The organism is Mucilaginibacter sp. A3364, assembly GCF_059690715.1.
This window is the reverse complement of the sequence record NZ_JCAWED010000001.1, coordinates 1,096,927-1,121,329: the sequence shown is the minus strand read 5'-3', so window position 1 is coordinate 1,121,329 and position 24,403 is coordinate 1,096,927. Positions and strand designations below refer to the sequence as shown.

General features: G+C 44.7%; 20 protein-coding genes. 7 read left to right on the top strand and 13 right to left on the bottom strand.

Annotated elements, in window-relative coordinates:
- Nucleotides 1-29: 29 nt before the first annotated feature.
- The 8 genes from AC59JT_RS04970 to AC59JT_RS04935 form a co-directional block, all read right to left on the bottom strand.
- Nucleotides 30-1,667, bottom strand: a complete 1,638-nt coding sequence (locus AC59JT_RS04970; RefSeq protein ID WP_497396507.1) for a RagB/SusD family nutrient uptake outer membrane protein — start codon at nt 1,665-1,667, stop codon at nt 30-32.
- A gap of 17 nt (nt 1,668-1,684) precedes the next feature.
- The gene (locus AC59JT_RS04965; protein WP_497396506.1) at nt 1,685-4,819 is read right to left on the bottom strand and encodes a SusC/RagA family TonB-linked outer membrane protein; all 3,135 of its coding nucleotides are present in this window, start codon (nt 4,817-4,819) and stop codon (nt 1,685-1,687) included.
- A 442-nt stretch (nt 4,820-5,261) separates the two neighbouring features.
- Complete coding sequence (locus tag AC59JT_RS04960) at nt 5,262-6,215, bottom strand: aldo/keto reductase (protein ID WP_497396505.1); 954 nt, start codon at nt 6,213-6,215, stop codon at nt 5,262-5,264.
- A gap of 2 nt (nt 6,216-6,217) precedes the next feature.
- Nucleotides 6,218-7,039 (bottom strand): HpcH/HpaI aldolase family protein, encoded by an 822-nt coding sequence (locus AC59JT_RS04955; protein ID WP_497396504.1) that lies wholly within the window; start codon nt 7,037-7,039, stop codon nt 6,218-6,220.
- Nucleotides 7,040-7,054: 15 nt separating this feature from the next.
- Nucleotides 7,055-8,011: a hypothetical protein gene (locus AC59JT_RS04950; RefSeq protein WP_497396503.1), complete on the bottom strand. Its 957-nt coding sequence runs from the start codon at nt 8,009-8,011 to the stop codon at nt 7,055-7,057.
- 3 nt (nt 8,012-8,014) lie between these two features.
- Nucleotides 8,015-9,280, bottom strand: a complete 1,266-nt coding sequence (locus tag AC59JT_RS04945) for an MFS transporter (protein ID WP_497396502.1) — start codon at nt 9,278-9,280, stop codon at nt 8,015-8,017.
- Between the two features lie 163 nt (nt 9,281-9,443).
- The gene (locus tag AC59JT_RS04940; RefSeq protein ID WP_497396501.1) at nt 9,444-10,196 is read right to left on the bottom strand and encodes a phytanoyl-CoA dioxygenase family protein; all 753 of its coding nucleotides are present in this window, start codon (nt 10,194-10,196) and stop codon (nt 9,444-9,446) included.
- 11 nt (nt 10,197-10,207) lie between these two features.
- A complete protein-coding gene (locus tag AC59JT_RS04935; RefSeq protein WP_497396500.1) occupies nt 10,208-10,888 on the bottom strand; it encodes a GDSL-type esterase/lipase family protein in 681 nt (226 codons plus the stop codon).
- Nucleotides 10,889-11,202: 314 nt separating this feature from the next.
- On the opposite strand from AC59JT_RS04935, the gene AC59JT_RS04930 reads away from it, so the two are divergent.
- Together AC59JT_RS04930 and AC59JT_RS04925 are read left to right on the top strand one after the other, a co-directional pair.
- The gene (locus AC59JT_RS04930; protein WP_497396499.1) at nt 11,203-11,997 is read left to right on the top strand and encodes a 3-keto-disaccharide hydrolase; all 795 of its coding nucleotides are present in this window, start codon (nt 11,203-11,205) and stop codon (nt 11,995-11,997) included.
- A 15-nt stretch (nt 11,998-12,012) separates the two neighbouring features.
- Complete coding sequence (locus tag AC59JT_RS04925) at nt 12,013-14,628, top strand: DUF7133 domain-containing protein (protein WP_497396498.1); 2,616 nt, start codon at nt 12,013-12,015, stop codon at nt 14,626-14,628.
- Between the two features lie 250 nt (nt 14,629-14,878).
- Here AC59JT_RS04925 and AC59JT_RS04920 read toward each other — a convergent pair whose 3' ends face one another.
- Both AC59JT_RS04920 and AC59JT_RS04915 read right to left on the bottom strand, forming a co-directional pair.
- The gene (locus tag AC59JT_RS04920) at nt 14,879-15,919 is read right to left on the bottom strand and encodes a glycoside hydrolase family 43 protein (protein ID WP_497396497.1); all 1,041 of its coding nucleotides are present in this window, start codon (nt 15,917-15,919) and stop codon (nt 14,879-14,881) included.
- 161 nt (nt 15,920-16,080) lie between these two features.
- Nucleotides 16,081-16,701 carry a nuclear transport factor 2 family protein gene (locus AC59JT_RS04915; RefSeq protein ID WP_497396496.1) on the bottom strand — a complete coding sequence of 207 codons (621 nt, stop codon included), beginning with the start codon at nt 16,699-16,701 and terminating at the stop codon, nt 16,081-16,083.
- Nucleotides 16,702-16,977: 276 nt separating this feature from the next.
- On the opposite strand from AC59JT_RS04915, the gene AC59JT_RS04910 reads away from it, so the two are divergent.
- Together AC59JT_RS04910 and AC59JT_RS04905 are read left to right on the top strand one after the other, a co-directional pair.
- Nucleotides 16,978-18,885, top strand: coding sequence for an AMP-dependent synthetase/ligase (locus AC59JT_RS04910; RefSeq protein ID WP_497396495.1), 1,908 nt, complete (start codon nt 16,978-16,980; stop codon nt 18,883-18,885).
- Nucleotides 18,886-18,918: 33 nt separating this feature from the next.
- Nucleotides 18,919-19,356 (top strand): RDD family protein, encoded by a 438-nt coding sequence (locus AC59JT_RS04905; protein ID WP_497396494.1) that lies wholly within the window; start codon nt 18,919-18,921, stop codon nt 19,354-19,356.
- Nucleotides 19,357-19,363: 7 nt separating this feature from the next.
- Here the strand turns inward: AC59JT_RS04905 and AC59JT_RS04900 are convergent, their stop codons facing one another.
- Nucleotides 19,364-20,047: an HAD family hydrolase gene (locus tag AC59JT_RS04900; RefSeq protein ID WP_497396493.1), complete on the bottom strand. Its 684-nt coding sequence runs from the start codon at nt 20,045-20,047 to the stop codon at nt 19,364-19,366.
- Nucleotides 20,048-20,127: 80 nt separating this feature from the next.
- On the opposite strand from AC59JT_RS04900, the gene lysS reads away from it, so the two are divergent.
- Nucleotides 20,128-21,849 carry a lysine--tRNA ligase gene (lysS, locus tag AC59JT_RS04895; protein WP_497396492.1) on the top strand — a complete coding sequence of 574 codons (1,722 nt, stop codon included), beginning with the start codon at nt 20,128-20,130 and terminating at the stop codon, nt 21,847-21,849.
- 255 nt (nt 21,850-22,104) lie between these two features.
- Nucleotides 22,105-22,317 (top strand): hypothetical protein, encoded by a 213-nt coding sequence (locus AC59JT_RS04890; protein WP_497396491.1) that lies wholly within the window; start codon nt 22,105-22,107, stop codon nt 22,315-22,317.
- Nucleotides 22,318-22,372: 55 nt separating this feature from the next.
- On the opposite strand, the gene AC59JT_RS04885 is transcribed toward AC59JT_RS04890, so the two are convergent.
- Nucleotides 22,373-22,924 carry a DUF2892 domain-containing protein gene (locus tag AC59JT_RS04885; protein WP_497396490.1) on the bottom strand — a complete coding sequence of 184 codons (552 nt, stop codon included), beginning with the start codon at nt 22,922-22,924 and terminating at the stop codon, nt 22,373-22,375.
- A gap of 75 nt (nt 22,925-22,999) precedes the next feature.
- Between AC59JT_RS04885 and ung the strand changes: the two genes are divergently transcribed.
- Nucleotides 23,000-23,680 carry a uracil-DNA glycosylase gene (gene ung, locus AC59JT_RS04880; RefSeq protein WP_497396489.1) on the top strand — a complete coding sequence of 227 codons (681 nt, stop codon included), beginning with the start codon at nt 23,000-23,002 and terminating at the stop codon, nt 23,678-23,680.
- 140 nt (nt 23,681-23,820) lie between these two features.
- On the opposite strand, the gene AC59JT_RS04875 is transcribed toward ung, so the two are convergent.
- The gene (locus AC59JT_RS04875; RefSeq protein WP_497396488.1) at nt 23,821-24,291 is read right to left on the bottom strand and encodes an Lrp/AsnC family transcriptional regulator; all 471 of its coding nucleotides are present in this window, start codon (nt 24,289-24,291) and stop codon (nt 23,821-23,823) included.
- Nucleotides 24,292-24,403: the final 112 nt, after the last annotated feature.

Genomic DNA, 24,403 nt, shown 5'->3' with positions numbered 1-24,403 from the left:
GTTGTTCACAATTTCTTTAGTGGTTATAATTACCATCCCGGGTTTTGTTTCATCAGTTTATTGTACTGTAACTCAGTAGCCGGTATAGGGTAAAGTAAATCCCGGTCTGTAAGTACGTTTTGGTAGTTTAACGCTACGCCGTAAGGCTGGCCGTTGGCATTGTTACGGTTGCTTTCTGCAGGCACTGTTGTATCCAACACGTCGTTTATTAAGCCTTTCATCGTAGTTACAAATATGCCCCAGCGTATCAGGTCCTGCCTGCGTAAACTTTCGCCTGCCAATTCGCGGAAACGTTCCATACGTACAAACTCCCTGAAATCGCCTTGCGATAAACCCGGAGTTACATCAGCCTCGGTAAGGTTGATAGCGCCCGGCAATAATTTACCGTAAGCCCTTGCCCTTACCTGGTTAACGCAAGTGTAAGCAAGTGCAGTTGGGCCATTAACCTCGTTCTCTGCTTCGGCCAACATCAGCAATACATCTGAGTAGCGTATCATTGGCCAGTTAAGGCCTGTTATGCTCATGGTAAGGTTTAAAGGTGCCTGGTAAACCCTGAACTTATTAAAGTCGCGGTTCCAAAGGGTTGTTTGTGTTAAAAAGTTTTTATTAGCATCTAAGTCCGCTGTTGAAACGTTGTTTTTCCAGGTAAAATTGGCACAGGTCCAATCGCGGCGCAAATCTTTGGTACCGGCAGTTAAATATGGGCCGTACGACAGCCACAGCTTACGCGTAATGTTAACCTGGCCTTGTGCATAGCCAAATGTAATATTGCTTTGCAGCACGCCGTCAAGGTAACCTATCTGGCCGCCTGCACCATTGTTGCCTGATATTACGTTAAAATCAACTTCCCATAATGATTCTTTTTTGTCAAAAGTACCGGTAGCATAGTTTTTAAACACCTGTGTAAAATCAGGGTTTAAAGAGTGTTCTTTTGAGTCGACCACCTTTTTAGCCCAATCCCTGGCATCCTGAAACTTAGCCGCATCATTAATAGGCGAACCTGCCATACTTAAGCAAACACGCGCCAATAAAGCTTGCGCCGTGGTTCGGGCGGCATAGCCCGCCCCACCATACTCAGGGCTGGCTGTGGTTGGCAGCAATGGCTCGGCAGTGGTAAGGTCTTTCAATATCTGTGCGTAGATATCTTTCCGTGGCGTGGCCGCAAGGTTAATGTCTTCCGCGTCTTTGGTTGGGGTAAGGCGCATCGGCACATCGCCAAAATCCTTAACTAACTCGTAGTAAACAAAGCCGCGTAAAAACAAGGCTTCGCCCCGGTAGATGCCTTTTTCGGTCGCGTCCATTTGTATACGGTCAATATTGGCCAGCAAAATATTCAGGTATTGAACGGTTTGGTACATCTGGTTCCAGCGCGTTGCAAACTGCGAATCGGTTGGAGGCGTGCCAATGTTGGCGGGTGCCGCAGAAGGAGAAATTGCCGACCATATATCATCGCCAATTTGCCAGCGGTACTGGTAAAAGCCCTGGTACATGTAGCTTAAGGTAAGCTGTCTCCAGGCCGAACCCAGTGCAGCCTTAGCATCCTCGGGCTTGGTGAAATAAATATCAGGAGAAAGAAAATCCTGTGGTTTTGTATTTAATACTTTAGTACAGCTACTGCCACCCAATAATGACAGGCCGATAAAACTTGCTATAATTAATTTTTTCATCGCTTGTTCAGTTTAAATTATAGGGATAAATTAACACCCGCGGTTACCGTAATTGGCCTTGGGTAGCTTGAATAATCTAGTGTTGGGCTCAGGGCAGTTGCGTAGGTTGATACTTCCGGATCGTAACCTTTATAACCTGTTAAGGTGAACAAGTTATAAGCCGCTAAGTAAACTCTCAGGCGGCTGATCTTGGCCCGCTCCAACCATTTTTTTGGTAGCGTATAGCCTATGTTCACTGTTTTTAAGCGCAGGTATGATGCGTCTTCGGTATACAGGGTTGAGTAGAACCTGCTGTTTTGGCCAACCCTTGCCGCTGTGTTTGATGGGTTGTTAGGTGTCCACCTGTCAGCAAATTCGGCAAAAGCACCTTGCGGACCGTAGTTTGACCTGAAGGTAGCCTGGCCACCGTTAAACCAAATACGGTTGGCGTTAATTACATCACGACCATATGACCACTGGAAGAAAAGGTTAACATCAAAACCTTTGTAGCTGAAGTTGTTATTCCAACCGCCTTCGTGCACCGGGTAACCGTTACCAATAACGGTTCTGTCGTTATCGTTTATGATACCATCGCCGTTAAGATCCTTATATTTTTCCTGGCCCGGCTGCACGGCAGAGCGCGCGTTGGCGTTAGCTGTTATGTTATTTTTCAGGACGTATGATCCGCCCGGTGTTTTATCAAAATCCTCATATTGATAAATACCATCAAACACTAAACCATACACCTGGCCTAACGGACCGCCGATTTTTGAGATAAAGGCCGGCAGTGCCGCGAAGTTGGCGTCCCAGTTAATGGTGGTGGTAATGCCCTCTTCAGTCGCGTCAGACAATGCGTCCAGCCTGTTTCTGTTAAAAGAGATATTGAAACTGGTATTGTAGTTGAATTTACCACGAACAACATCGCCACCCAAGGTTACCTCCCAACCCCGGTTGCTGATAGCCGCAATGTTTCTGAATGCGTTTGCATAACCTGTATTACCCGGTAATGGTGTACGGTAAAGCAGGTCTTTGATTTTGTTGTGATAGTACTCAACGGTTAAATTGAAACGATCCTGCAGGAAACCCAGGTCAACCCCATAGTTTGATTGGATGTTGGTTTCCCATTTCAGTTTGTCGTTAGGCAGGGTGCTGGTAACGGCGTTAGGGCCAACCAGGGCACCATTTAAATAAAGCTGGCTGGTAAAGTTTAATACCTGCGCGTAAGCAAAGTCATCCACACGGTTGTTACCAGATGCACCGTAACTTGCACGGATGTTAGCATCAGATATAAACGGCAGCGCTTTCATGAAATTCTCTTCGCTAAACTTCCATTTAACAGCTGCCGACGGGAAATACCCCCAACGATTTTGCAAACTGAATTTGGAGCTACCATCGGCACGGTAACTGGCTGTGAAATAATACTTACTTGCGTAGTTATAGTTAACCTGGCCGAAGTACGAATACAGGGTATTGTATGATAACCTTGCATTTAAGCTGGTTTGTTGCACCACGCCTGCATCTAAACCGCTTATGCCCAGGCTTTCTTCGGGTATCTGGGTTGAAGTGTAGCCAAATGATTTGTAGTTGCTTCTCACCATTTCCTGGCCAAGGGTTGCGTTAATTGAATGTTTATCAGCGATCTTGGTGTTAAATTGTAATAAGTTGGTATTGGTGTAAAAATCAATCGTACCATTCAGTATTGAACCATTTACGCCCAGCGTGCCGTATTTACCACCGCTCCTGGTTTTAGTGTTGTTAAATGTTTCCGTACGCGAATCGGTACCGTTAAGCACACCCCTTGAGGTAAATTTCAGGCCATTCAGGATATTATATTCAAAAAATACGTTGGCCAGTATGTTTTTATCTATCCTGTTCCTTAACTCGTTTGAGTATGTGGTGATAGGATTTACACGGGCATCCAAAGGATACGTGTTATCCGGGTCGTATAGCTCGTCTTCAGGCGTGGTATCAATATTGTTAGGTGTTGGGATCGGCCTCCAGCCGTAAACAGAAAAGAACAGGGAGTTTACCAAACCCGGCGATGGGTCGCCACCACGGCGCATGGTACGGCTGTATTGTAAATAGCCGCCTACTTTAGCACGTTTGCCTATTTTTTGGTCTAAGGTTAATTTACCCAGGTAACGGGCATAGTCTGAAGCGATAACGATACCATCTTCTGTAACATAGTTTCCTGTCGCCGAATAGTTGCTGTTTTCGTTACCGCCGGATACAGTGATACTTTGGTTATTCATCACACCGGTACGTAACAACTGGTCCTGCAGATCGGTACCTTTCATGTTGCGATAGTCCTCCAGGGTACGACCGTTGGTCAGGTAAGGGTTTGAGGCCGGGGTAAACTGGTCTGAAGCTAATCTTACAAACTCGTAAGGGCTTAACAGCTTCATGAATTTATAGGGCTCCTTTAAGCTATAATAGCCGGTATAGTTTATTTTAGACGGGCCTTTCGTTCCGCGTTTTGTGGTGATGACCACTACGCCGTTTGATCCACGCGCGCCGTACATAGCGGTTGAAGAAGCGTCCTTTAATATACTCATGCTTTCGATAGTAGCGGGATCGAGCATATTGTTATCAGGGTTTTCAAAAGCAACCCCGTCAATTACATATAATGGCGAACTATCCTGGCTTAACGAACCCAAACCACGTATTAATATGGTTGGCGCGCCACCTGGCCTGCCGTCAGGTGATGATACCTGCACACCGGCTACACGACCAGCCAACGCTTCTGCAAATGATTGCACCGGCGCTTTCTGCATATCCGTTACGCTTACCACACCTACCGATCCGGTAAGATCGCCTTTACGGGCTGTGTTGTAACCTAATACAATCACCTCGTTAAGGCCGGTAGCCTCTTCGTCTAAGGTGACGTTAATCAGGAAGCGATCACCAATGGATACTTCCTGGGTTTTAAAGCCCACCATGCTAAAAACAAGTGTTTTGTAAGCTGGTAACAGTTTAATAGTAAATGCACCGTTCACATCAGTTGTTGTACCAATTTGCGGGGCTTCTTTTACTTTTACATTCACCCCCGGTATGGCGGCGCCTGCAGCATCCTTAACCGCACCGGTAACCTGGTTTTGCGCATAGGCGCTAAAGGCTAACAGTAAACAGACCAATGAGAGCAGGCCTTTTTTAATGTTGTAAGATTTAATCATGTAATCTTTAATTTATAGTTGGAAAACAATTAGGGTTAGTATGTAGTAATGTTTTTACAAGTAAAAATATGATGCATATCATACAATTCGCCTGACATTACATCAGGGCCGGTATCATTTAGTAATCAATACCTTAAATAGCCGTGGCCAAGAGGTAGGTTAAGTAATATTTTATCATAATTGGAGTGTGGGTTAGTGTTACTTTATCAAATCTACTTTTTAAAAAAAACCATAACTACTACTATTAATTAAAATCATGATACTATTTTTCAATCTTCAAAATAGTTTGTAATTAGCCTGTTACAGCCTGTTTCGGCATTAAAAACCGATGAGAGCTTTCATCTTTGAAATAAGTTAATGCCAAAAAAAATGGACCCGGTTTCCCGGGCCCACTCTCCTACTTTATCTATTAATTAAAAAAAAAAAAATTGCGATACTGATACTATTTTAACCAGCCCTTTCTATCCCATCCGGGCAGATCTAAAAACTCGCGGTCGGGGTAAACCAATTCGCGGGCTTGCTCGAGTTGATCGTCATTTAATAAGCTTCCGCTTACTGACGCAATGGCCGCGTCAAGGTAAGCCGATCTGTCTATCCCCACTAATACAGATGAAACCTGGCTAAAAGACAAAGCAAACTTGGTTGCCAGGGTTGATAGCTGTGTGATCTCCTCATTCAACAATTGTTTGTATTTGCTCAAATGATCTTCAACCGCCCGTAACTCAGGATGCAGATCGCGGCCTTTATCGCTTAACAAACCTTTAAACAGTACCGAACGCACTACAATGCCTACGCCTTGCTGCTCGGCATGATCAAAGTTTATCGCCTGGTGCTGATCCATCAGGTTGAAGGCCAGTTGTATCACGTCCCAGCCGTTATCAATGGCGGTTTTAGTTTCGATAGCATTATAGGTTGATGCGCCTATGGCCCTTACCTTGCCGCTTTGCTTCAACTCGGTGAAAACCTGTTTTACATCGGGGTTGGTTAATATGCTGAGATCGGCCTGGTGCAGCATGTAGATATCTACATAGCCGGTGCGCAAAAGCCTTAAGCTTTCTGCCAGCGAGGCATGAACTCTTTCTTTCAATACATCATAGGCCGGAATGCTACCGTCCAGATCTTTAAAGTGGTTGCATTTGGTGGCGATAACCAGCCCATCACGGCGGCCTTCAAAAGCCTCGCCCATGATAGATTCGCTTTCGCCGTACAGGCGGGCTGTATCAAAAAAGGTGATGCCCTTGTCAACTGCTTCGTGCAGCAGGCTGATAGCTTCGCTTCGCGATAACATATCGGCCTCGCCATTAACGCCTATACCGTAAGGCATGCCTATTTCAACGCCGCCGAAAGCAACTTCAGATACCTTTATACCGGTTTTACCTAATTCGCGCAGCTTCATGGTTAGTAAGGTTTACCCGGGTTAATTGCCGAACCAGCGTCTTTTTTTGCTGCCGCGGATCTGGTGAATTTACCCACCAGGTCTGTACAATACTGGCTCAATCCAACCACATCGGCACCTACATTAACAAAGTTGTAGCCCATTTCTAAAAAGCTATCTAAGCCGCCAATGCCGCCTGAAGTAGCTGCTATTTTGCCGTATTTGCGGGCAACCTGGGCTACCAGCTTACGGGCTTCCAGCAAACGTGGGTTTTCCCAATCGCCAGGGGCGCCAATGCTTTGGCTAAAATCGCCGGGACCGAAGAACAAGCCATCTACCCCATCTAATTGAGCGATGGCTTCAATATCCGGCAATACCTCGTGGTCTTCTACCTGTAATATCACAAACTTCTGTGTGTTCGAATCTTTTAAATAATCCTGGAAATCCATATTGGTAAAACCGCCGTCGGCGCTGCCGCCATCGATAGCGCGTTTGCCTATCGGGTGAAAGCGGGTCATTTGCACCACCTGTTTAGCTTCTTCCAAATTCATAATATGCGGAACCAGTATGCCCGTTGCATCCATTTCTAGCGGCTTAACATAGCCGCTGTAGCTGCCCCTAGGTACACGTACCATTACATCCACGTTGCGCGATTTTGCCGCCCATATCTGCGAGTTAAGTACCGACCAATCCTGCGCCAAATGCTCCTGGTCTATCCACAGGCTATCAAACCCGCATATGGCGGCTATTTCGGCAGCCTGGCCATCGCCCAAATTAACCTTTAAACAACTGGCGGCCTGGCCTGCTTTTACTTTTGCCAGCACGCGGCTCTCTCTCATTTTCATATTGTATATGTAGTATTATTTTTTGTTACTGATGTTCAATATCGCATAGGATGCCGCGGCACGCATATCGGCAGCCTCTTCTGTTTTTGGGTCGTATTTACCTTCGGCATATTTATCCTGTAATATACCATTTAATAGCTCAAGGTGGGTTTTGTTACCTTTTTCAGCAAGTGCTAGTGATAGTTCTATCAATTCGCCAACGCTGTAATGGCTTGCGTTTTCAATCAGCCCATTATTTAACTTACCTATAGTACCGGCAGCGGCGCCCGTAGGGGCAGTTACCAGCGCCGTGGTTAGGTAAGTTACATAGGTAACGTCACCCGGCTTAACAGCCAAAGCAGCAGCGGCAATTTTATTCCATTGCGCAACAGATAGCCCCTGCTCCTTACGCAATACAAACGAGCTTATTTTGCGGATAACGGTATCCTTATCTGTTAAAGCCAGGTTCACCAGTTTCTCACGGTTATCATCCATACGTGTTTTTGAGCCGTATGAACTGGCCCAAAGCGCGTAGGTTTGTAAATTTCTATCGGTAGCTACCAGCGTTTTAGCCGTCACTGCCGGGAACATATCTGCTACCGGTTGTTTCAGTTTGGCCAGGCTTTCGGTGGCGTGGGTGCGGTCGGGGCCGTCCATATCGTAATAGGCTGCACACATTTTATCCAGCCACATTTTTTTGCGTGCCGGATCCGTTTCTGCCTGTACCAGTACTCGCCAAATTACAATGCGGTATTTAGGCTCGGTACCAAACTTCTTTTCTTCGTTTAAGTATTCTTTCAAAGCCAGGTTGGCATGGCCGGTCCATATCAGGTACTCGGCAGCGTGGGCTTTTACAAACTTGTGGGTATGGGTTAAGGTGTGTTTTAATTCTTCAAAAGGCGTATGTTGTTCCATAGGAGTTTTTATAGCGGCGGGTTTGCATTGCAATACATTTAAACTTAACAGGATACCGCTTATTAAATAGCCTAGCATAGTTTAACAATTAGGTAGTTTTTCAACGTTCTTTTTAACCATATACAGTAAGCCGGCACAAATGATCATGCTGAACGACGCGATACGGAACAGCAGCGCCATATCCACATGCGCATCGCGCAGCGCGCCGCTGGCATAAAGCCCTATGCCGCCCACTATACAGGCAAACATATTTAACACCCCATAGCCGGTAGCTATGTAGCGTTTATCGGCCACCATACAAAGTATAGGCATAAGGTTGGTATCGCTAAACACACGGGTAAAGGCATACACCATAAATCCGCCTACGGCTACCCATATTAAATTTGTACTGCTGGCTGTAAATACCGCAGGCGCGGCCAGTAGCATGCCTATAACTGGCACCAATATACGGGCGTGCTTATTGGTTTTGCTCCACCTGTCGGCGATAGCACCACCTACTATTACGCCTACCATCCCCAACGGGTACATATAGCCTGTTGCATAAACACCCGCCATGGTTTGGCTCAGGTTAAAGTGTTGTTTGTAATAAGTGGGCAGCCAGCCTAAGATCATCCAGCCTATAATACCCAGTATGCCCCAAAATAACAGCAGGAATACAAATGATCGGGTTTTGAACAGGTCTTTTAAAGCGTAGCCGAATTTTACGTTTTGCACCTTACCTGTTTTTTCGTCTATCACCGCAGTTTTCTTAGCATCGCGCAAAAAGAAAAATAATACCAGCGAATAAGCCACGCCTATACCGCCAAATACCATAAAGGCATTGCTCCAATGCGAGTCTTCGGCTATTTTACCGCCTAAAAACCCAAGGCTTTGCCCGGCCGTAATACCCACCATGTGTAAGCCAATGGCTAATGACCGGGTACTGTTTTTATGATAATCGGCTATCAAAGCTAAAGCGGCGGGCAGGTAACAGGCCTCGCTAACCCCCATAAACGCGCGACTAATGAGTAAACCTTCAAACGAGGTTGCCTGCGCCGTCATAAATGTAACGCCAGACCAAACAAACAAACTCACCATAATAACCTTACTGCGGCTAAACCTATCAGCAGCGAAGCCCGCTATAGGGCTAAGGATACCGTATATCCACAAAAAAACCGATGTCAGTAATCCAAACTGGGCATCGGTCATGGGGATAGATTCTACAATTGAACCGCGCATGGTAGTGATCATTACACGGTCCAGATAATTTAAACAGCCTACTACGCAAAGCAGCCCCACCACAAGCCATGCCTTGTAGGATAGTTTTTCGGTTTCGGGAGCGTTAGAATTGCTTTGGGTTACGGCCATGTTATGTTTGGGTTATGTTATTTTCAAATATATTGGTTGTGGGCTTTAGTTAGATGCTACTTTATTTTATAAAACTGATACTATTTTCATCACCGATAACAAAAACGTTACTTAGAGCGAATGGATGGTTATTATATTCTGTGAATTTGTATCAATGCAAGGCTTATAAACCTGCGGACATTTCTGCCTGCAACTTTTTCTGGTAGGCTAATTTTGCTTCCACATCCTCACGCGCCGATTCGCCAAAATAGATCAGCCCGAGCGCCTTGCGGGTACGGTTGGCGCTGCTGTTACCATTTGCACTATGAATAGTTAAGGAATGATGCACTAGCAGGTCGCCGGGCATTGCCGGGAAAGCTATTTCATTTTGCATATCATCGGCTGTACCAAAATCGGTTATCCCCTGCGAGAAGCCTAAAGTTTGGGTACGCCCATGCGGCCGCATGCCTTTCAGGTGCGATCCGGATATATATTTAACGCAGCCGTTCTCTTCGTCGGCCGGTTCAAGTGCCATCCACATGGTTACCGCTACAGAAGGATCAAGCATAAAATAGTAGCCGTCCTGGTGCGGTGGCGTAGGCTTGCCAATTAACGGGGGCTTGTTAAAGTACTCCACGTTTTTGCCAATTACTTTGTCGTTCAGCAAAAATTCGGCAAGGGTTATAAATTTTCCCTTGTTTAAAACATCATTAAAAAAAGCATCATGCGCATGTATATCCATTACCTGCTTTAATGTTGCAAGGTTTGCTTTGTCTTCATAAAAAACCTTCCCGGCAGGCATTGCGGGTACCACCTTGTCAATAACGCGATTAAAGTTGCTGTTAATAGCTTGAACTTCCTCCGCATTTAAAAAGCCCGGGATAAACACATAGCCATCCCGCTCAAACTCTGTCTTAATAGTGCTATTGCTTTTCATGAGGTGTGGGTTTATTTTTCTGTCAGATAGCCGCCTTTTTTCAATATGTCCGCCCAACGGAAATAACCCTTTTCGTTCAAATGCAATCCATCAAAAACCAATGTGGTATCCATACCGCCTGTGCTGTCAACAAAACGCGGATGCAGGTCTATCAGGGTGATCTTTTCAGCAGCAGCCAGTTTGCGTAGTTCGGCATTTACATGCAGCAGATTGTCGCGCTTGCCTTTCAGTGATGCGAAGGCTTCGCTTACGGGTAGCAGGGTGTGGAAGTATATCTTGGTTTTTGGCGTACCTTTTTTAATGCGACTGATGATACGGCCGTAGTTACGGATGATCAGGCTATCGGGTATTTTGCGGTTGATATCGTTAATCCCTATCAGGATAAATATTTTGGCTGGCTTACCGTCAATTACATCCTGCAGCCTGTCCAACACCCCGAAGGTCATATCGCCGGGGATGCCGCGGTTTTTGGCGTTAGTGATGCCCAGCAGTTCGTTCCAGTCGGTATAGGTCATGATGCTGTTGCCGAGGAATATGAAGTCGGTTGTCGATTTTTTGAAGGACTTGAACTGGCCTATCTTACCAAAACCAATCGGCGGGCGATAATTGCTATCTATTTTTGTCGCTTGCGCGAATACAGTGGCGCTTATCAAAAAAGTTATTGCGGTTAATAAAGTATACCTGGCTTTCATCTTGTTTAATTTTTAGGATGATGACGTACTATAATATCAGCATCACTAGCCGATAATCCAAATTTATGTACGATGACCTATCGCCCGTGCTACGTTTTTATGCTTTAATGGTATTTTCGTACATATTTTTTGAACAATTGGCATCGATTGCCCTAAGCCGGGAACGATTGCGCTCATTAACGCTTAAGCCCGAATATTGAATTATTAATATTATTTGTAAGTTTACCAGCCTAACCAATTATATATACTTACTTACACAGATGTTTAATTATTCGAGGATCAAAAATCTGCTTCTGTTGAGCTTGCTTTTTGTGATGACGGGAGCTACAACTGTTACCCCACCGGCACAACCCAAATGGGAGCAGCTTTTTAATGGCAAAAACCTAAAAGACTGGCGCGTAAAAATTCGTTACCATGATATTGACGATAATTTTAACAATACCTTCCGTGTAGAGGATGGTATGTTAAAAATAAGGTATGATCAGTATGAGAAATTTGATGAAACCTACGGTCATATCTTCTATAAAAAACCATACTCGCATTATTTAATAGCGGTTGAATACCGTTTTGTGGGCGACCAGGTAAAAGGCGGCCCGGGATGGGCCTTCCGTAATAATGGTATCATGTTTCACGGGCAGGACCCGGCGACTATGAAAAAGGACCAGGATTTCCCTAACTCGATGGAAGCGCAGCTACTAGGCGGCACCGGTAAAGGCGTGCGCACTACTGCTAACCTTTGTACACCAGGCACCCAGTTTGTAAGCGACGGCAAGATCATCCGCGACCATTGCACCAACTCTAAATCGCAAACCTATAACGGCGACCAATGGGTACGTGTTGAACTATTAGTACTAGGCGACGAACAGGTAGTACACTACGTAAATGGCGAAGAAGTGATGCGCTACGAGCGCCCGCAAACTGATCCGCCGCGAGGCGAAAAAGAAGGTACGCTTTTAACCGGCGGCACCATCTCCCTGCAAAGCGAAAGCCACCCTACCGATTTTAGAAAGGTAGAGATCATTGACCTGGAAAAATACGCTAAGGACCCTGCTAAAATGAAGGAAGTGGTAGCGCAATTAATGTCAGAAAAAAGAGTAGCAAAACAATAATACATTACAACAACCATGATGAAGTACGCCTTAAGTTTGTTGATAGCCCTGGTAGTAATACTAGGTATAAAAAGTACGTTTGACGAAACACAATCGGCACCCGCCGCGGTATTGCCGCCCGAGTTAACCATTACCCCTTTCACCGGGCCGGATATTACCCCTAGCCCCGCCTGTATGGCCGTAGCCGCCACCGGCGAAGTATTTGTGGGTGTGGATATGATAGGATCATTAGGTAAACAGCCTAACCGTGGACGCATTGTTAAACTGGTAGATAAAGATAACGATGGTAAACCTGACTCACATACAGAGTTTGCCGTGGTAGATAACCCGCGCGGTATCATCGCCACCGGCGATAAAGTTTACGTACTGCACACCACCTTTAACCAGGTTACCAAACTGGCAACCGGTATGGACCTGGTTGTTTTTGAAGATAAAAACAATGATGGCGTAGCCGACGGCCCATCAAAACCATTGATACAAAACCTGAGCAACACCAAATACATACAGGAACGCGGTACAGACCATGCTACCAACGGCCTGCGTATGGGTATTGACGGCTGGATCTATGTATCGGTGGGCGACTTTGGTTTCCATGACGCGGTTGACCGCAGCGGCAAAAAGCTGACCATGTTAGGCGGCGGTGTGCTACGTGTTAGGCCGGATGGTACTGAAATGGAAGTATTTATCCACGGTACCCGTAACGTTTATGACGTAGCTATCGACCCGTACATGAACGTGTTCACCCGCGAGAATACTAATGATGGCGGCGGCTGGAACATCCGTTTTTCGCACTACATACAAAGTGGCGAATATGGTTACCCGCTGTTATTCCAACATTTTACGGACGAGATCATCCCGGCACTGGTTGACGTAGGTGGTGGTTCAGGCACCGGCTCATTATATATGGCAGAACCAAACTGGCCCGAAAAATATACCAACGTGCCTATGATGGCCGATTGGGGACGTAGCATGCTGTACATACACCGCGTTACGCCTGACGGACCAACCTTCACCCAACAGGACGAAGAATTTATCAAACTATCGCAAATAACCGATATAGATGTTGACGGTTCGGGTCGTTTATACCTTTCGGCATGGGATGGTGCCGGTTACCAGGGCAGCCCAAGCAAAGGCTACGTGGTACGCGTTACCCCTAATGATTGGAAATATAAAGCATTCCCGAATGTTGCTAAGCTAAACGAGAAAAAACTGGCTGATATGCTGCGTACACCAAGCGCTGTGGCCCGTTTAACCGCTTCGCAGGAATTGTTGACCCGCCCGGCGAATAAGGTAACATCAGCTACGCTAAAAATAGCTAACGATAAACAAGCACCTTTATACAGCCGTGTTGCTGCGCTTTACACCTATGCCCAGGCCGCAGGAGCAAACGGCACTACCGAACTGCTAAAATTTGTACAGGAAGACGCCATGCGCGAATTTGCCCTACGCGCCCTTGCCGATCGTAAAACACAATTGCAAAATGTACCGTTGGAGCCGTTCCTGAAAGGTATGAGCGATCCATCATTGCGCGTACAGGCTCAGGCTATCATCGGTATTAACCGTTTAAACAATCCGGCGGCTATACCTGCTTTGTTGCAAACTAAAGTTCCGGCTTCGTTTGTGGCACCTGCCAAAGGTGTTGCTGAAGGCCCGCATGCTACGCCGAACTCACCTATCATCATGCCTCACCTGGCAGTGCGTGCTTTGGTTAGCCTGAATGCGGTTGATGCTTGCGTTGGTGCTATCGGTACACAAAACTCAACCATTGCCATGTGGGCGCTGCGTTATATGCACGATACCAAAGCGGTTAATGGTTTAATTGCGGCTTACGGTAAAACATCAGATCAAAAACTTAAAACCGATATTTTAACTACTTTATCGCGCCTTTACAAAGAGGAAGCACCTTATGACGCTTCATGGTGGTGGGGTACCCGTCCGGATTCGCATGGCCCGTATTACAAAGGCATTACCTGGGCTGGTTCGCCAACTATCGAAAACTTCCTGAAAGCTGAATTTGCTAAAGCAGACGCTACCGGTAAAGAATTCTTCACCTACATGAATGAGCGTAACCGCATGGGCATTGTAGAGTTTGGTGTTGAGGAAAAAGCTGTTGCCGCTAATGAGCCAAAAATTGACCTGGAGAAAATCAAAAATCAAAAAGGCGAAGTTGGTAAAGCATCTATTGAAGATGTAATATTAGCCGTGAGCAAATTAAAAGGTGACCCGGCAGAAGGTAAAGCCCTGTTTACCCGCCAGGGTTGCATTGCCTGCCATACGTTGACCAAAGCTGAAAAGCCTAAAGGTCCGTTTATGGGGCAGATTGGTTCTATCATGACCAAAGACCAGATCACCGAATCGATATTAAAACCTAACGCTTCTATTTCGCAAGGTTTTGCTACGGTGTTGATAGCCGCTAAAGGCGGTAAAAACTACATGGGCTTTGTTACCGAAGAAACAGCCGAGCGCGTAGTACTGCGTAACATCACCGGCGATGTATATACTATCAAAACCAGCGACATCGTATCGCGCAAGGAAATGGAAACATCAATGATGCCTACAGGTTTGGCAAACGCCCTATCGTACCAGGAACTGGCTTCGTTGGTTACCTTCCTGTCGCAAAATAAAAAGTAATATAATAACCCGATTTATACACTAATAGAAAAGGCTGCCTTATAAAAGGCAGCCTTTCTGTTTTAACATATGCTTTGTCATTTCGACGAGGAACGAGGAGAACTACTCTCTTGAGCGTAGCGAAAAAATCTTTTACGGCTTGCTAAGCTTGACGTATACTTATCGCTCGTATAAGATTTCTCCCGTTGGTCGAAATGACGTGGTGGTAATGCGATCTAACTCCTCCCCTTTGGGGAGGCCGGGAGGGGTTTTATCCCGCCGGCACCACCACCGCTTCACCCGTCTTCACCGGTATCCCAAAATCAGGCATACCATCCTTTTTCCAGGCTATCTTTTGCATGCGTGGCGAACGCTGGCCACCGCAGCCACAGCCGGGCGATGGGTTGGCGTGATACAAGATCCAATCTTCCTTACCATTTGGCGATTTAAAGAAACTATTGTGGCCCGGCGCATAAACGCTGTTTTCTTTACTGGTTGAGAACAGTGGCTCAGGCAATTTCTTCCATGATTTTGGATCCATTAAATTAGCTGATGCATCGGCCACTAAAGAGCCCAGTGTGTAATGATCCGTCCAGCAGCCACTGGCTGAAAAAACCAGGAACAACTTATTACCATGTTTTAAAACTTCCGGACCTTCGTTCACATCAACATGCGGACCTTTAGGGTCGGCATCTTTAACGCCGCCAACGGTTTCCCAGGCATATTCCGGGCTGGATACTTTGGCACGTTCGCCCTCGATGGTATATGGATTTTTCATTTTAGCGATGTAAATATCCTGGCGGCCATTATTATCGCCTTCCCAGCCGGACCATATAAAGTACAACTGCTTTTTATGTTCGAAAACTGAACCGTCAATGGCCCATTTGTTGGTAGCGTCGCCCACTTGACCCTTAAATTCCCATTCGCCTTGCATGGGGTCGGCTGATGAATTTTCGAGCACATACATGCGGTGATTGATGTTTTTACCATCATCGGCAGCAAAATACATGTACCATTTACCTTGCAGAAAATGTAGTTCGGGCGCCCATAGCTCTTTAGAGTAATTAGTGCCTGCAGGGGGCGTCCAGATAACTTTATGCTCGGCGGTTGGCAAAGCATTCATGGTTTTGGTTTTCCAGATGCTCAGCCTGGCACCGCCGGTGCTGGTGTAGTAGTAATAACCATTATGGTAGGTTACCCATGGGTCGGCACCACGGGGCAGCAAAGGGTTGGTAAAAGTATTGGCATCCTGCGCGCAGGCGGCCACGGTAAAAGCCAGCATAAGGCTTAAAGCAATTATAATACGTTTCATTAGTTTTGGTTTACAATGTAATGCTAGTTAAAATTTATAAAACGATGGTTGACCAAACTGTTCAAACTACGTGCAGTTTGTATCATTTACGGCTGTGCTCATCATTTGTCTCAGCAGGGGCCTTCAAAGCCCCTGCGTTGTAAGACTAATATTCAGAATAATTAAAACATTCCGTTGCCATGTGGCAGGCTTTCGGGCACAGGTTGTTTAACCGCCCAATGATTGCAGAAGCGACCTTCATCAAACTCATAAATATCAAACAAGGCGTAAGTAACAATATCTACTTTAGCTTCGGCATGTATGACTGTGTAATTAACTTCGGTTATCAGATGATGTATGGTGAAATTGTGTTCGCTATAAAGCTTAGCTAAAAAGCTCTTGGGGTGTGTAATTACAACATCTTCAGGTAAACTGATTAATGATGTGTTGTCAGCCTTTTGCTCTTCGGTTACATCCCAATGCTCGGCTAGCATACCCTCGGCTACTCTGAACAATTCTATCACCCGGATGCTCTTCTCCATAAATTGAATTTCAAGATGAGCAACCACCATATCATCCTGAGCAATTAATGTTTTTATAGACGATGGTTGATCTGCCGGAGGCGGTGGTAATGTTTTTAAAAACGCTACCATTTCCAAAAGTCCCTGCCGGCCATCTTTCCCGTTTGGGCTATGTTGAATATAAATTTCGTGTACGTAGGCATTAATAAGTGAACTGTCGCGATCACGCACTATGTCTTTATAAAAGTTCCTTACTATCGTTTTATTGCTATTGATTTCCATGTGGATATAAATTGATTTGGGCATACTAAGCCCAGGTGAAATAATAATCGACCCTTATGATCGACATTAAATTTTTATTGAAAAACTGATGTAATACAAATGCCAGCCATAGCATTGATGGCTAATGCATACCTGTGTGAGCAGGCCGGGTTATTAAACCCTTATTGGAGATATGTGATGATAGTAATTATGAAGTGAAGATACAGGATTAGCTTCTGATTTCTGAAAAATAAAATTAGTTTTGTTTATCATTATTAAACCTACTTTATATCCATAATGCAAGCAACCGAGCGCCCTACCATACCCAGCCTTATACGTTACCTGGTAAAACATATTCACCCGGAAACGCATCCTTTTCTTTCGCATAAAGTGGACGAGACCTGGGTTGATATTACCTATGGAGAGGCTTTAGCGAAGATAGACGCTATCTCGGCCTGGTTCCTGAGCATCGGTATTAAAAAGGGCGACAGGCTGGCGCTCATCATGGATAACAGTCCGGATTATATTTTTTATGATCAGGCGTTGCAACAGATCGGCGCTGTAAATACCTCCATCTATCCTACCCTTACCGAGGCAGAGATAGAGTACATATTGAATGATTCGGGCGCACGCACTATTTTGGTGGGCAACCCATTCCTGTTTCGCAAGGTTATTAAAGTGGCCGATAATTGCCCCGAATTGATCCGTATAATCGCTTGCGACAGGGCCGACAGGGCAAAGGAGAAATCAAAATTAAAAGCCGGTCTTACAGGCTTAAATGCCGTTATAGAAGAGGGCACCAAACTGCTTCCGGAATATCAACAAGCTATTAACGCGGCGCGTGAGGCTATCCTGCCTTCTGATCTTTCCTGTCTGATCTATACCTCGGGCACAACGGGTACGCCTAAAGGTGTGATGCTTACCCATTATAATTTGGTGGAGAATGTGCGGGTAAGTTTGATACAGATACCAGTGGTTGAAAAAACGGATGTATTCCTTTCGTTCCTGCCGCTATCGCACGTGTTTGAGCGTACGGCTACTTATCATATCTGCTTATACGCCGGCTGCAAAATTGCTTTTGCGCAAAGCCTCGATTTGTTGGCCAAAAACATGGGCGAGGTGAAGCCTACTATTATGAACTGCGTACCGCGTTTGCTGGAACGTATTCACGACCGTGCCATTAAAGCAGGTACATCTGCCGGAGGCATGAAAGCTAAAATATTTTTGTGGGCGCTGAAGATCGGCAGAGCATACCGTGTAACCAAAGAAGCCGGAAAAACACCGGAACTAATTTTAAGTGCTGAATATGCCTTGGCCGAAAAACTGGTTTTTGGCAAGATCAAAGAAAAAACCGGCGGACGATTGAAATTTATGATATCTGGCGGAGGTGCGTTACCACGCAACATCGGTGAATTTTTTGGCGACCTGGGGATCAAAATATTGGAAGGTTTCGGCCTCACAGAGACGTCGCCGGTTATGGCGGTAACCGAGTATCACCGCCAGGTATATGGCACCGTAGGGCGCATTATACCCGGTATTGAAGTGGCTATACAAAATGTGGATACCAAACAGATCTACACCATACAAACACACGATACTTTTAAAGAGGATTTTGAATCGGAAGAAGGCGAGATCATCGTGCGCGGACATTGTGTGATGAAAGGTTATTTAAACAAGCCAGAAGAAACAGCCGCGGCAATTGACGCTGATGGCTGGCTGCATACGGGCGACATAGGTCGTTACTACAAAGGCAATTTACAAATCACCGACAGGTTGAAAAACATGCTGGTTAACGCTTTCGGTAAAAACGTGTACCCTACCCCGGTAGAGAACACTTACCTGAAGAGCCCTAAAATTGAAGGCGTATTTTTAATTGGCGATAAACGCGAATACATTACCGCTATCATCATCCCTGCCAAAGAAACTTTACAGGAGACATTCAAGCTTACCGAGGAATTCTTCGAAAAACCTGAACTATTCATAGACGATAAAGAAATAAACGACTGGATAGCGCAGGACATCAAACAATATTCCAACGAACTGGCCAAGTTTGAGCGCATTAAAAACTTCAAGGTCAAACGCAAACCATTTAGCATGGAAGAGGGCGAAATAACCCCTACCATGAAGGCTAAGCGCAAGGTTATCGAAAAGAAATATGCCGATGCTATTGAGGAGTTGTATGCGGGTGATGTGGATGGGGATTAAAATCCTATTTTTAAAAAAACCTTATCTTTTAATATGAACACTGAATACCCATCGCTTATTGACAGAATGCAATCGTTGTTTATTGATACGCTGGTATTATTGATCAACTGCATAATCGTTTCGCAAATACTGTCGCTGTTTGGCAATGTGCCGGATAGCGTACGCGCGATTTTGTTTGTGGCTGTTTTTATAGCGTACGAGCCTGTATGTACCGCATACGGATGTACGATAGGTAACTACGTTAAAAAGATCAGGGTCAGAAATTTTGATGATACTGATAAACGCATCAGCCTGGTTAACGCCATTATCAGGTATGTGGTGAAAGTACTTTTGGGCTGGATATCGTTTTTGACAATACATAGCAACCCCGAAAAACGTGCCATACATGACATGGCTTCCGGAAGTGTAATGATCAAATATGACGGGCAAAAAGCTTTAAGCGAAGCCGGATCGGCTGATTTGGTAAATTAATGTCCCGCTACAAAAAGCTCAATATATCCCTGATATTCTCTACGCTCCTGAACATCCCGCTGTCGATGCTTTGCTCGATTTCTTCGTGGGCCCAGGTTATATGGTAAGGCACGTGTATGGCATAGCCGCCAACGTTTAACACGGGCAGCACATCGCTTTTCAACGAATTGCCCACCATCAGTAATTCGCTTGGGCGGATATCCAGGTGTTTGATAAGTTTGAGGTAATTGGCATCGTCTTTTTCAGACATCACCTCGATATGATGAAAGTAGCTCGTCAGGTTTGATTTGCGCAGTTTGCGTTCCTGGTCAAGCAGGTCGCCTTTGGTGGCTACTACCAGGCGATATTGGCCCTTGAGAGTTTTTAATACATCTTCTACCCCATCCAATAGCTCAATGGGTTGGTTCAGCATTTCTTTACCCAGCTCCATGATCTGGCTAATGGTGTTGGCGCTTATCATGTTATTGGTAACGGCCATGGCAGTTTCTATCATAGATAAAATGAAACCTTTTACGCCATAGCCATACAGCCCTAAATTGGCAATTTCTATCTTCAGCAGCTCGCGCTCCAGCTCGTGCCGTGGCAGGTATTCTTCTAATAAAGTACAAAACGCTTCTTCTGATTGCCTGAAGTAAGGCTCGTTAACCCATAGGGTATCGTCGGCATCAAAGGCTATTACTTTAACGTTCATACCCAAAGGTATTAAACAAGTGCATTATCTCCCGCAAAAAATCCTATTTTTGCATCCTTAATAAAAAAGCGTTACAAAACATGAGTATTGCATTATCCGAACAGGAAATATTACGCCGCGAATCATTACAACAATTACGTGCCCTGGGTATAAACCCTTATCCGGCCGAAGAGTATAAGGTTACTGCTTTTGCACAGGATATCACCGACAACTTTGAAGCTTCTCCTGATGATTATAAACAGGTAACTATTGCGGGCCGTATTATGATGCGCCGTATCATGGGTAATGCGTCTTTTTTTGAGTTGCAAGATACCACCGGTCGTATACAGGTTTATATCAAACGCGACGACATTTGCCCCGGAGAGGACAAAACTTTATACAATACTGTCTTTAAAAAATTACTTGATATTGGCGACTATGTGGGTATTGAGGGCTATGGTTTTAAAACACAAACAGGTGAAATTTCTGTACACACGGAGAAGCTTACCATTCTTTCAAAATCACTGAAGCCTCTGCCCGTAGTAAGAAGGGACGATGAAGGAAATATTTATGATGCTTTTACCGATCATGAGCTGCGTTACCGCCAGCGTTATGTGGATCTGACCGTAAACCCTGAGTTTAAGCAGATCTTCATCAATCGCTCAAAGGTTATCAGCACTATGCGTAATTACTTTAACGCACAGGGCTGGATGGAGGTAGAAACCCCTATCCTACAGGCAATACACGGCGGTGCTGCGGCTCGTCCGTTTAATACGCACCACAATACGTTGGATATGCCTTTATACCTGCGCATAGCTAACGAGTTATACTTAAAACGACTGATAGTAGCCGGTTTTGACGGCGTTTATGAGTTTGGTAAAATGTTCCGTAACGAGGGCATGGACCGCACGCATAACCCAGAGTTTACCGCTATGGAGATCTACGTAGCCTACAAAGACTATGTATGGATGATGGCTATGGTTGAAGAGTGTTTAGAAACTGTCGCCCGCGCCGTACATGGAGGCCCAGTGGTAAAAGTTGGCGAGCATGAGATAAACTTTGCAGGCCCGTATGAGAAACTGTCGATGTACGAATCGATACAGAAATATACCGGCATTGATGTATCTGCAATGGACGAGGAAGGTTTGCGTAAAGTATGTGCCGACTTAGCCATTGAAGTTGATGCCACGATGGGCAAAGGCAAACTGGTTGACGAGATATTCAGCGCCAAAGTTGAGGCTAACCTGATACAACCAACTTACATTACCGACTACCCTATTGAAATGACCCCGCTTGCCAAAAAGCATCGTACCAAAGAAGGTCTGGTTGAGCGTTTTGAGCTGTTTGTGATGGGTAAAGAGATAGGTAATGCTTATTCTGAGCTAAACGACCCTATTGACCAACGTGAGCGTTTTGAAGAGCAACTGGTATTGGCCGGTCGTGGTGACGACGAGGCTATGGCGATGGATGATGACTTCTTACGTGCTTTGGAATACGGTATGCCGCCAACATCAGGCCTGGGTATTGGCATTGACCGTTTGGTAATGCTGATGACCAATCAAAGTACCATTCAGGAGGTATTGTTCTTCCCGCAAATGCGCCCGGAAAAGAAAGTTAAAGTAGCAACTGCCGAAGACTTTATAAACATAGGCGTACCTGCCGAATGGGTGCCGGTTATAAACAAAATGGGCTTCAACACCGTTGAAGAACTAAAAGCCGGCAATGCCAACAAAGTATTTAACGACCTTGGCGGTATGCGTAAAAAATTAAAACTCGATATTACCATGCCTGCTAAAGAATCGGTTATGGCGTGGTTTGAATAATTGTAGAAAAATGTAGCGACGAGACGAAATCCCGTCGCTTTTTTATATCATTGTAGAGACGCAATACTTTGCGTCTCTTTTTATTTCCCCCTTATTGTTCTCTTCCATTCAGATGCAAAATATTGTGTCTCTACGTTAAGGTTTACTTTACTAACAAACGTTATTAACAATTCTTTAATATAAAAATAAAATCCGCGAAACTTTGGCATTCAATGTGTTGCTTAATTTTACAGTTAAACACTTAATACTAAAGTTATGGTTAATTCGATATTAGAAATTACAGATAACGAGTACCTGATCAAGTTGAACAGACAAAATTTCAATTTATCGTTCATCAGAAGTTTGTTGAAAATTGTGGAAGTAGCTAACCCGGCAGAAGAGGCCGCTGTTATATTAGACAGGGAGTTGAGCTACAATGCAGGCCACGCTTCAGAGCCCGATTACTTCAGCTCGTTAGAAGAAAAATAGGCTTTAATACATGGTGTATTAAAGCCTATTCTTTTTTTCTTTTCCTTTTTGCTCCTTAGTATTGAGGACGAAATCCACCTTTTACTACTTGCTTATCCATTTGATTTAATTGCTGCTTCATCATTTTTATCTGATCTGCCAGCAATTTGTTTTTATCATCCTTGGTCGCTTCGGCAATATACATTTGTGCTTCGCGTTTGTTGCGTTTAGCCATGGCAATACCCGCCAAGCTTATTTTAGCCAATGCCGTATTGTGCGACATGGTCATCCCCAATTGCAAGGCTTTCTTGAAGTATTTTTCTGATTTAAGCGGCGCTTTACGGCTTTCAATTAAACCAATCAGCAGGTTGTAATAACCGTGTTGTGATTTGTATAATTCTTTCTCGTAGTCTTTAATTTTTAGCAACCAGGCCTCTGCTCTTCCGGCATCATCCTTACGCAGGTAAAATTGGGTAACCAGCATATTCTCGTTAAAGAAGAATGTTGCCAGCAATATAGCTCCTATAAAAAATACTAAAATACCCCAACCCCAAAAACTAAACGCGCAAAGTGTTACCGCGGCACCCAAAATCACACAGGCTATAATAAGCCGAACTATATTTGACATAATTTGTTATCCTAAAAAAATTGATTGCAAATATCCGTTTATTTGTACGCTAAATCAACACCTACGTAAATATTTATGGCGATAGAATTAGAAGCCTCATGGCTTGAGGTTTTAGGCGGCGAATTTGAGAAACCTTATATGCTAAAACTAAAGCAATTTTTAAAGGAGGAAAAACAAGCCGGCAAAACCATATACCCCAAAGGCGGCGACATTTTTAACGCTTTTAATAAAACACCTTTTGATAAAGTTAAGGTAGTTATCATCGGGCAGGACCCCTATCACGGCGCTAACCAGGCTCACGGTTTATCGTTCTCAGTACAAAAAGGAATTGCTACCCCGCCATCGCTACAAAACATTTATAAAGAACTGGCAACAGATATCCCCGGTTTCACCATCCCGCGTAGCGGAGATCTGACCGAATGGGCAGACCAAGGCGTATTACTACTAAACGCTACCCTTACCGTTGTTGCGAGCCAGGCCGGTTCGCATCAAAAACGCGGTTGGGAAGAATTTACCGACACGGTGATCAAAACCATATCTGATAAGAAAATCCACGTGGTATTCATCCTTTGGGGCGCCTACGCGCAATCAAAAGCGGTGTTGATAGACGAGACGAAACACCTGGTGATACGCTCAAGCCACCCCTCGCCCATGGCAGTTATAAAGGGCAACTTCTTTGGCTCAAAGCCATTCTCGAAAACTAATGCTTATTTGGAAAAGACAGGGAAGAAGGGAATTGATTGGCAAATCCATTGAGAGAGTCAAGAATCAAGAACCAAGAGTCAAGACAGGTTATTTTAATCAAAAAGGCCTTCGCTTAAAACGAAGGCCTTTTTGATATATCAAATCGCCAAAAAAAGATCTTGATTCTTGACTCTTGATTCTTGGCTCTAATCTTAATACTCCAGCGGCACTATCGGCTCCTTCTTACTCGTGCTCATGATCATCATCGTCTGGAAAGTTTTTACCACGCTGATGCGGCTTATTTTTTCCATGATGAGTTGTTCATATGATTTAATGTCGCGCACATAAACCTTCAGCAAAAAATCGCACTGACCGGTTACGTGGTGGCATTCGGTCACCTCCTTGATATTTTGTATCTCGTTAATAAATATCTGTATCGTGTCCTTTTGATGGAAGTCAAGCGAGATCTGGATAAAGGTTTTTATACCTAAACCAAGCTTTTCTTCGTCTACCAGGGCATGGTAACTTTTAATATATTCGGCGTTTTCCAGCTTGCGCACGCGCTCCAATGTAGGTGCCGGCGACAGGCCTATCTCATTAGATAACTGTAAGTTAGTTATCCTTCCGTTCTCCTGTAGTGTTTTTAAAATTTGCAGGTCTATCTTGTCCAGTTCAGCTGCCATAATTGCGATTATAATTGAAGGAACAAATTACAGAATTAAATTTGGTAAGATTAGCATATCTAAAATAATATTTTTATATGTTGATAATTTAGACAAGTCTAAATTATTTATT

What these genes read in the sequence shown, in the direction of transcription:
- AC59JT_RS04920 (WP_497396497.1), bottom strand. Translation starts at nt 15,919, where the DNA reads ATGAAACGTATTATAATTGCTTTAAGCCTTATGCTGGCTTTTACCGTG.
- AC59JT_RS04925 (WP_497396498.1), top strand. Translation starts at nt 12,013, where the DNA reads ATGATGAAGTACGCCTTAAGTTTGTTGATAGCCCTGGTAGTAATACTA.
- AC59JT_RS04960 (WP_497396505.1), bottom strand. Translation starts at nt 6,215, where the DNA reads ATGAAGCTGCGCGAATTAGGTAAAACCGGTATAAAGGTATCTGAAGTT.
- AC59JT_RS04965 (WP_497396506.1), bottom strand. Translation starts at nt 4,819, where the DNA reads ATGATTAAATCTTACAACATTAAAAAAGGCCTGCTCTCATTGGTCTGT.
- AC59JT_RS04955 (WP_497396504.1), bottom strand. Translation starts at nt 7,039, where the DNA reads ATGAAAATGAGAGAGAGCCGCGTGCTGGCAAAAGTAAAAGCAGGCCAG.
- ung (WP_497396489.1), top strand. Translation starts at nt 23,000, where the DNA reads ATGGCGATAGAATTAGAAGCCTCATGGCTTGAGGTTTTAGGCGGCGAA.
- AC59JT_RS04915 (WP_497396496.1), bottom strand. Translation starts at nt 16,701, where the DNA reads ATGGAAATCAATAGCAATAAAACGATAGTAAGGAACTTTTATAAAGAC.
- AC59JT_RS04935 (WP_497396500.1), bottom strand. Translation starts at nt 10,888, where the DNA reads ATGAAAGCCAGGTATACTTTATTAACCGCAATAACTTTTTTGATAAGC.
- AC59JT_RS04885 (WP_497396490.1), bottom strand. Translation starts at nt 22,924, where the DNA reads ATGTCAAATATAGTTCGGCTTATTATAGCCTGTGTGATTTTGGGTGCC.
- lysS (WP_497396492.1), top strand. Translation starts at nt 20,128, where the DNA reads ATGAGTATTGCATTATCCGAACAGGAAATATTACGCCGCGAATCATTA.
- AC59JT_RS04905 (WP_497396494.1), top strand. Translation starts at nt 18,919, where the DNA reads ATGAACACTGAATACCCATCGCTTATTGACAGAATGCAATCGTTGTTT.
- AC59JT_RS04900 (WP_497396493.1), bottom strand. Translation starts at nt 20,047, where the DNA reads ATGAACGTTAAAGTAATAGCCTTTGATGCCGACGATACCCTATGGGTT.
- AC59JT_RS04945 (WP_497396502.1), bottom strand. Translation starts at nt 9,280, where the DNA reads ATGGCCGTAACCCAAAGCAATTCTAACGCTCCCGAAACCGAAAAACTA.
- AC59JT_RS04970 (WP_497396507.1), bottom strand. Translation starts at nt 1,667, where the DNA reads ATGAAAAAATTAATTATAGCAAGTTTTATCGGCCTGTCATTATTGGGT.
- AC59JT_RS04875 (WP_497396488.1), bottom strand. Translation starts at nt 24,291, where the DNA reads ATGGCAGCTGAACTGGACAAGATAGACCTGCAAATTTTAAAAACACTA.
- AC59JT_RS04890 (WP_497396491.1), top strand. Translation starts at nt 22,105, where the DNA reads ATGGTTAATTCGATATTAGAAATTACAGATAACGAGTACCTGATCAAG.
- AC59JT_RS04940 (WP_497396501.1), bottom strand. Translation starts at nt 10,196, where the DNA reads ATGAAAAGCAATAGCACTATTAAGACAGAGTTTGAGCGGGATGGCTAT.
- AC59JT_RS04950 (WP_497396503.1), bottom strand. Translation starts at nt 8,011, where the DNA reads ATGCTAGGCTATTTAATAAGCGGTATCCTGTTAAGTTTAAATGTATTG.
- AC59JT_RS04930 (WP_497396499.1), top strand. Translation starts at nt 11,203, where the DNA reads ATGACGGGAGCTACAACTGTTACCCCACCGGCACAACCCAAATGGGAG.
- AC59JT_RS04910 (WP_497396495.1), top strand. Translation starts at nt 16,978, where the DNA reads ATGCAAGCAACCGAGCGCCCTACCATACCCAGCCTTATACGTTACCTG.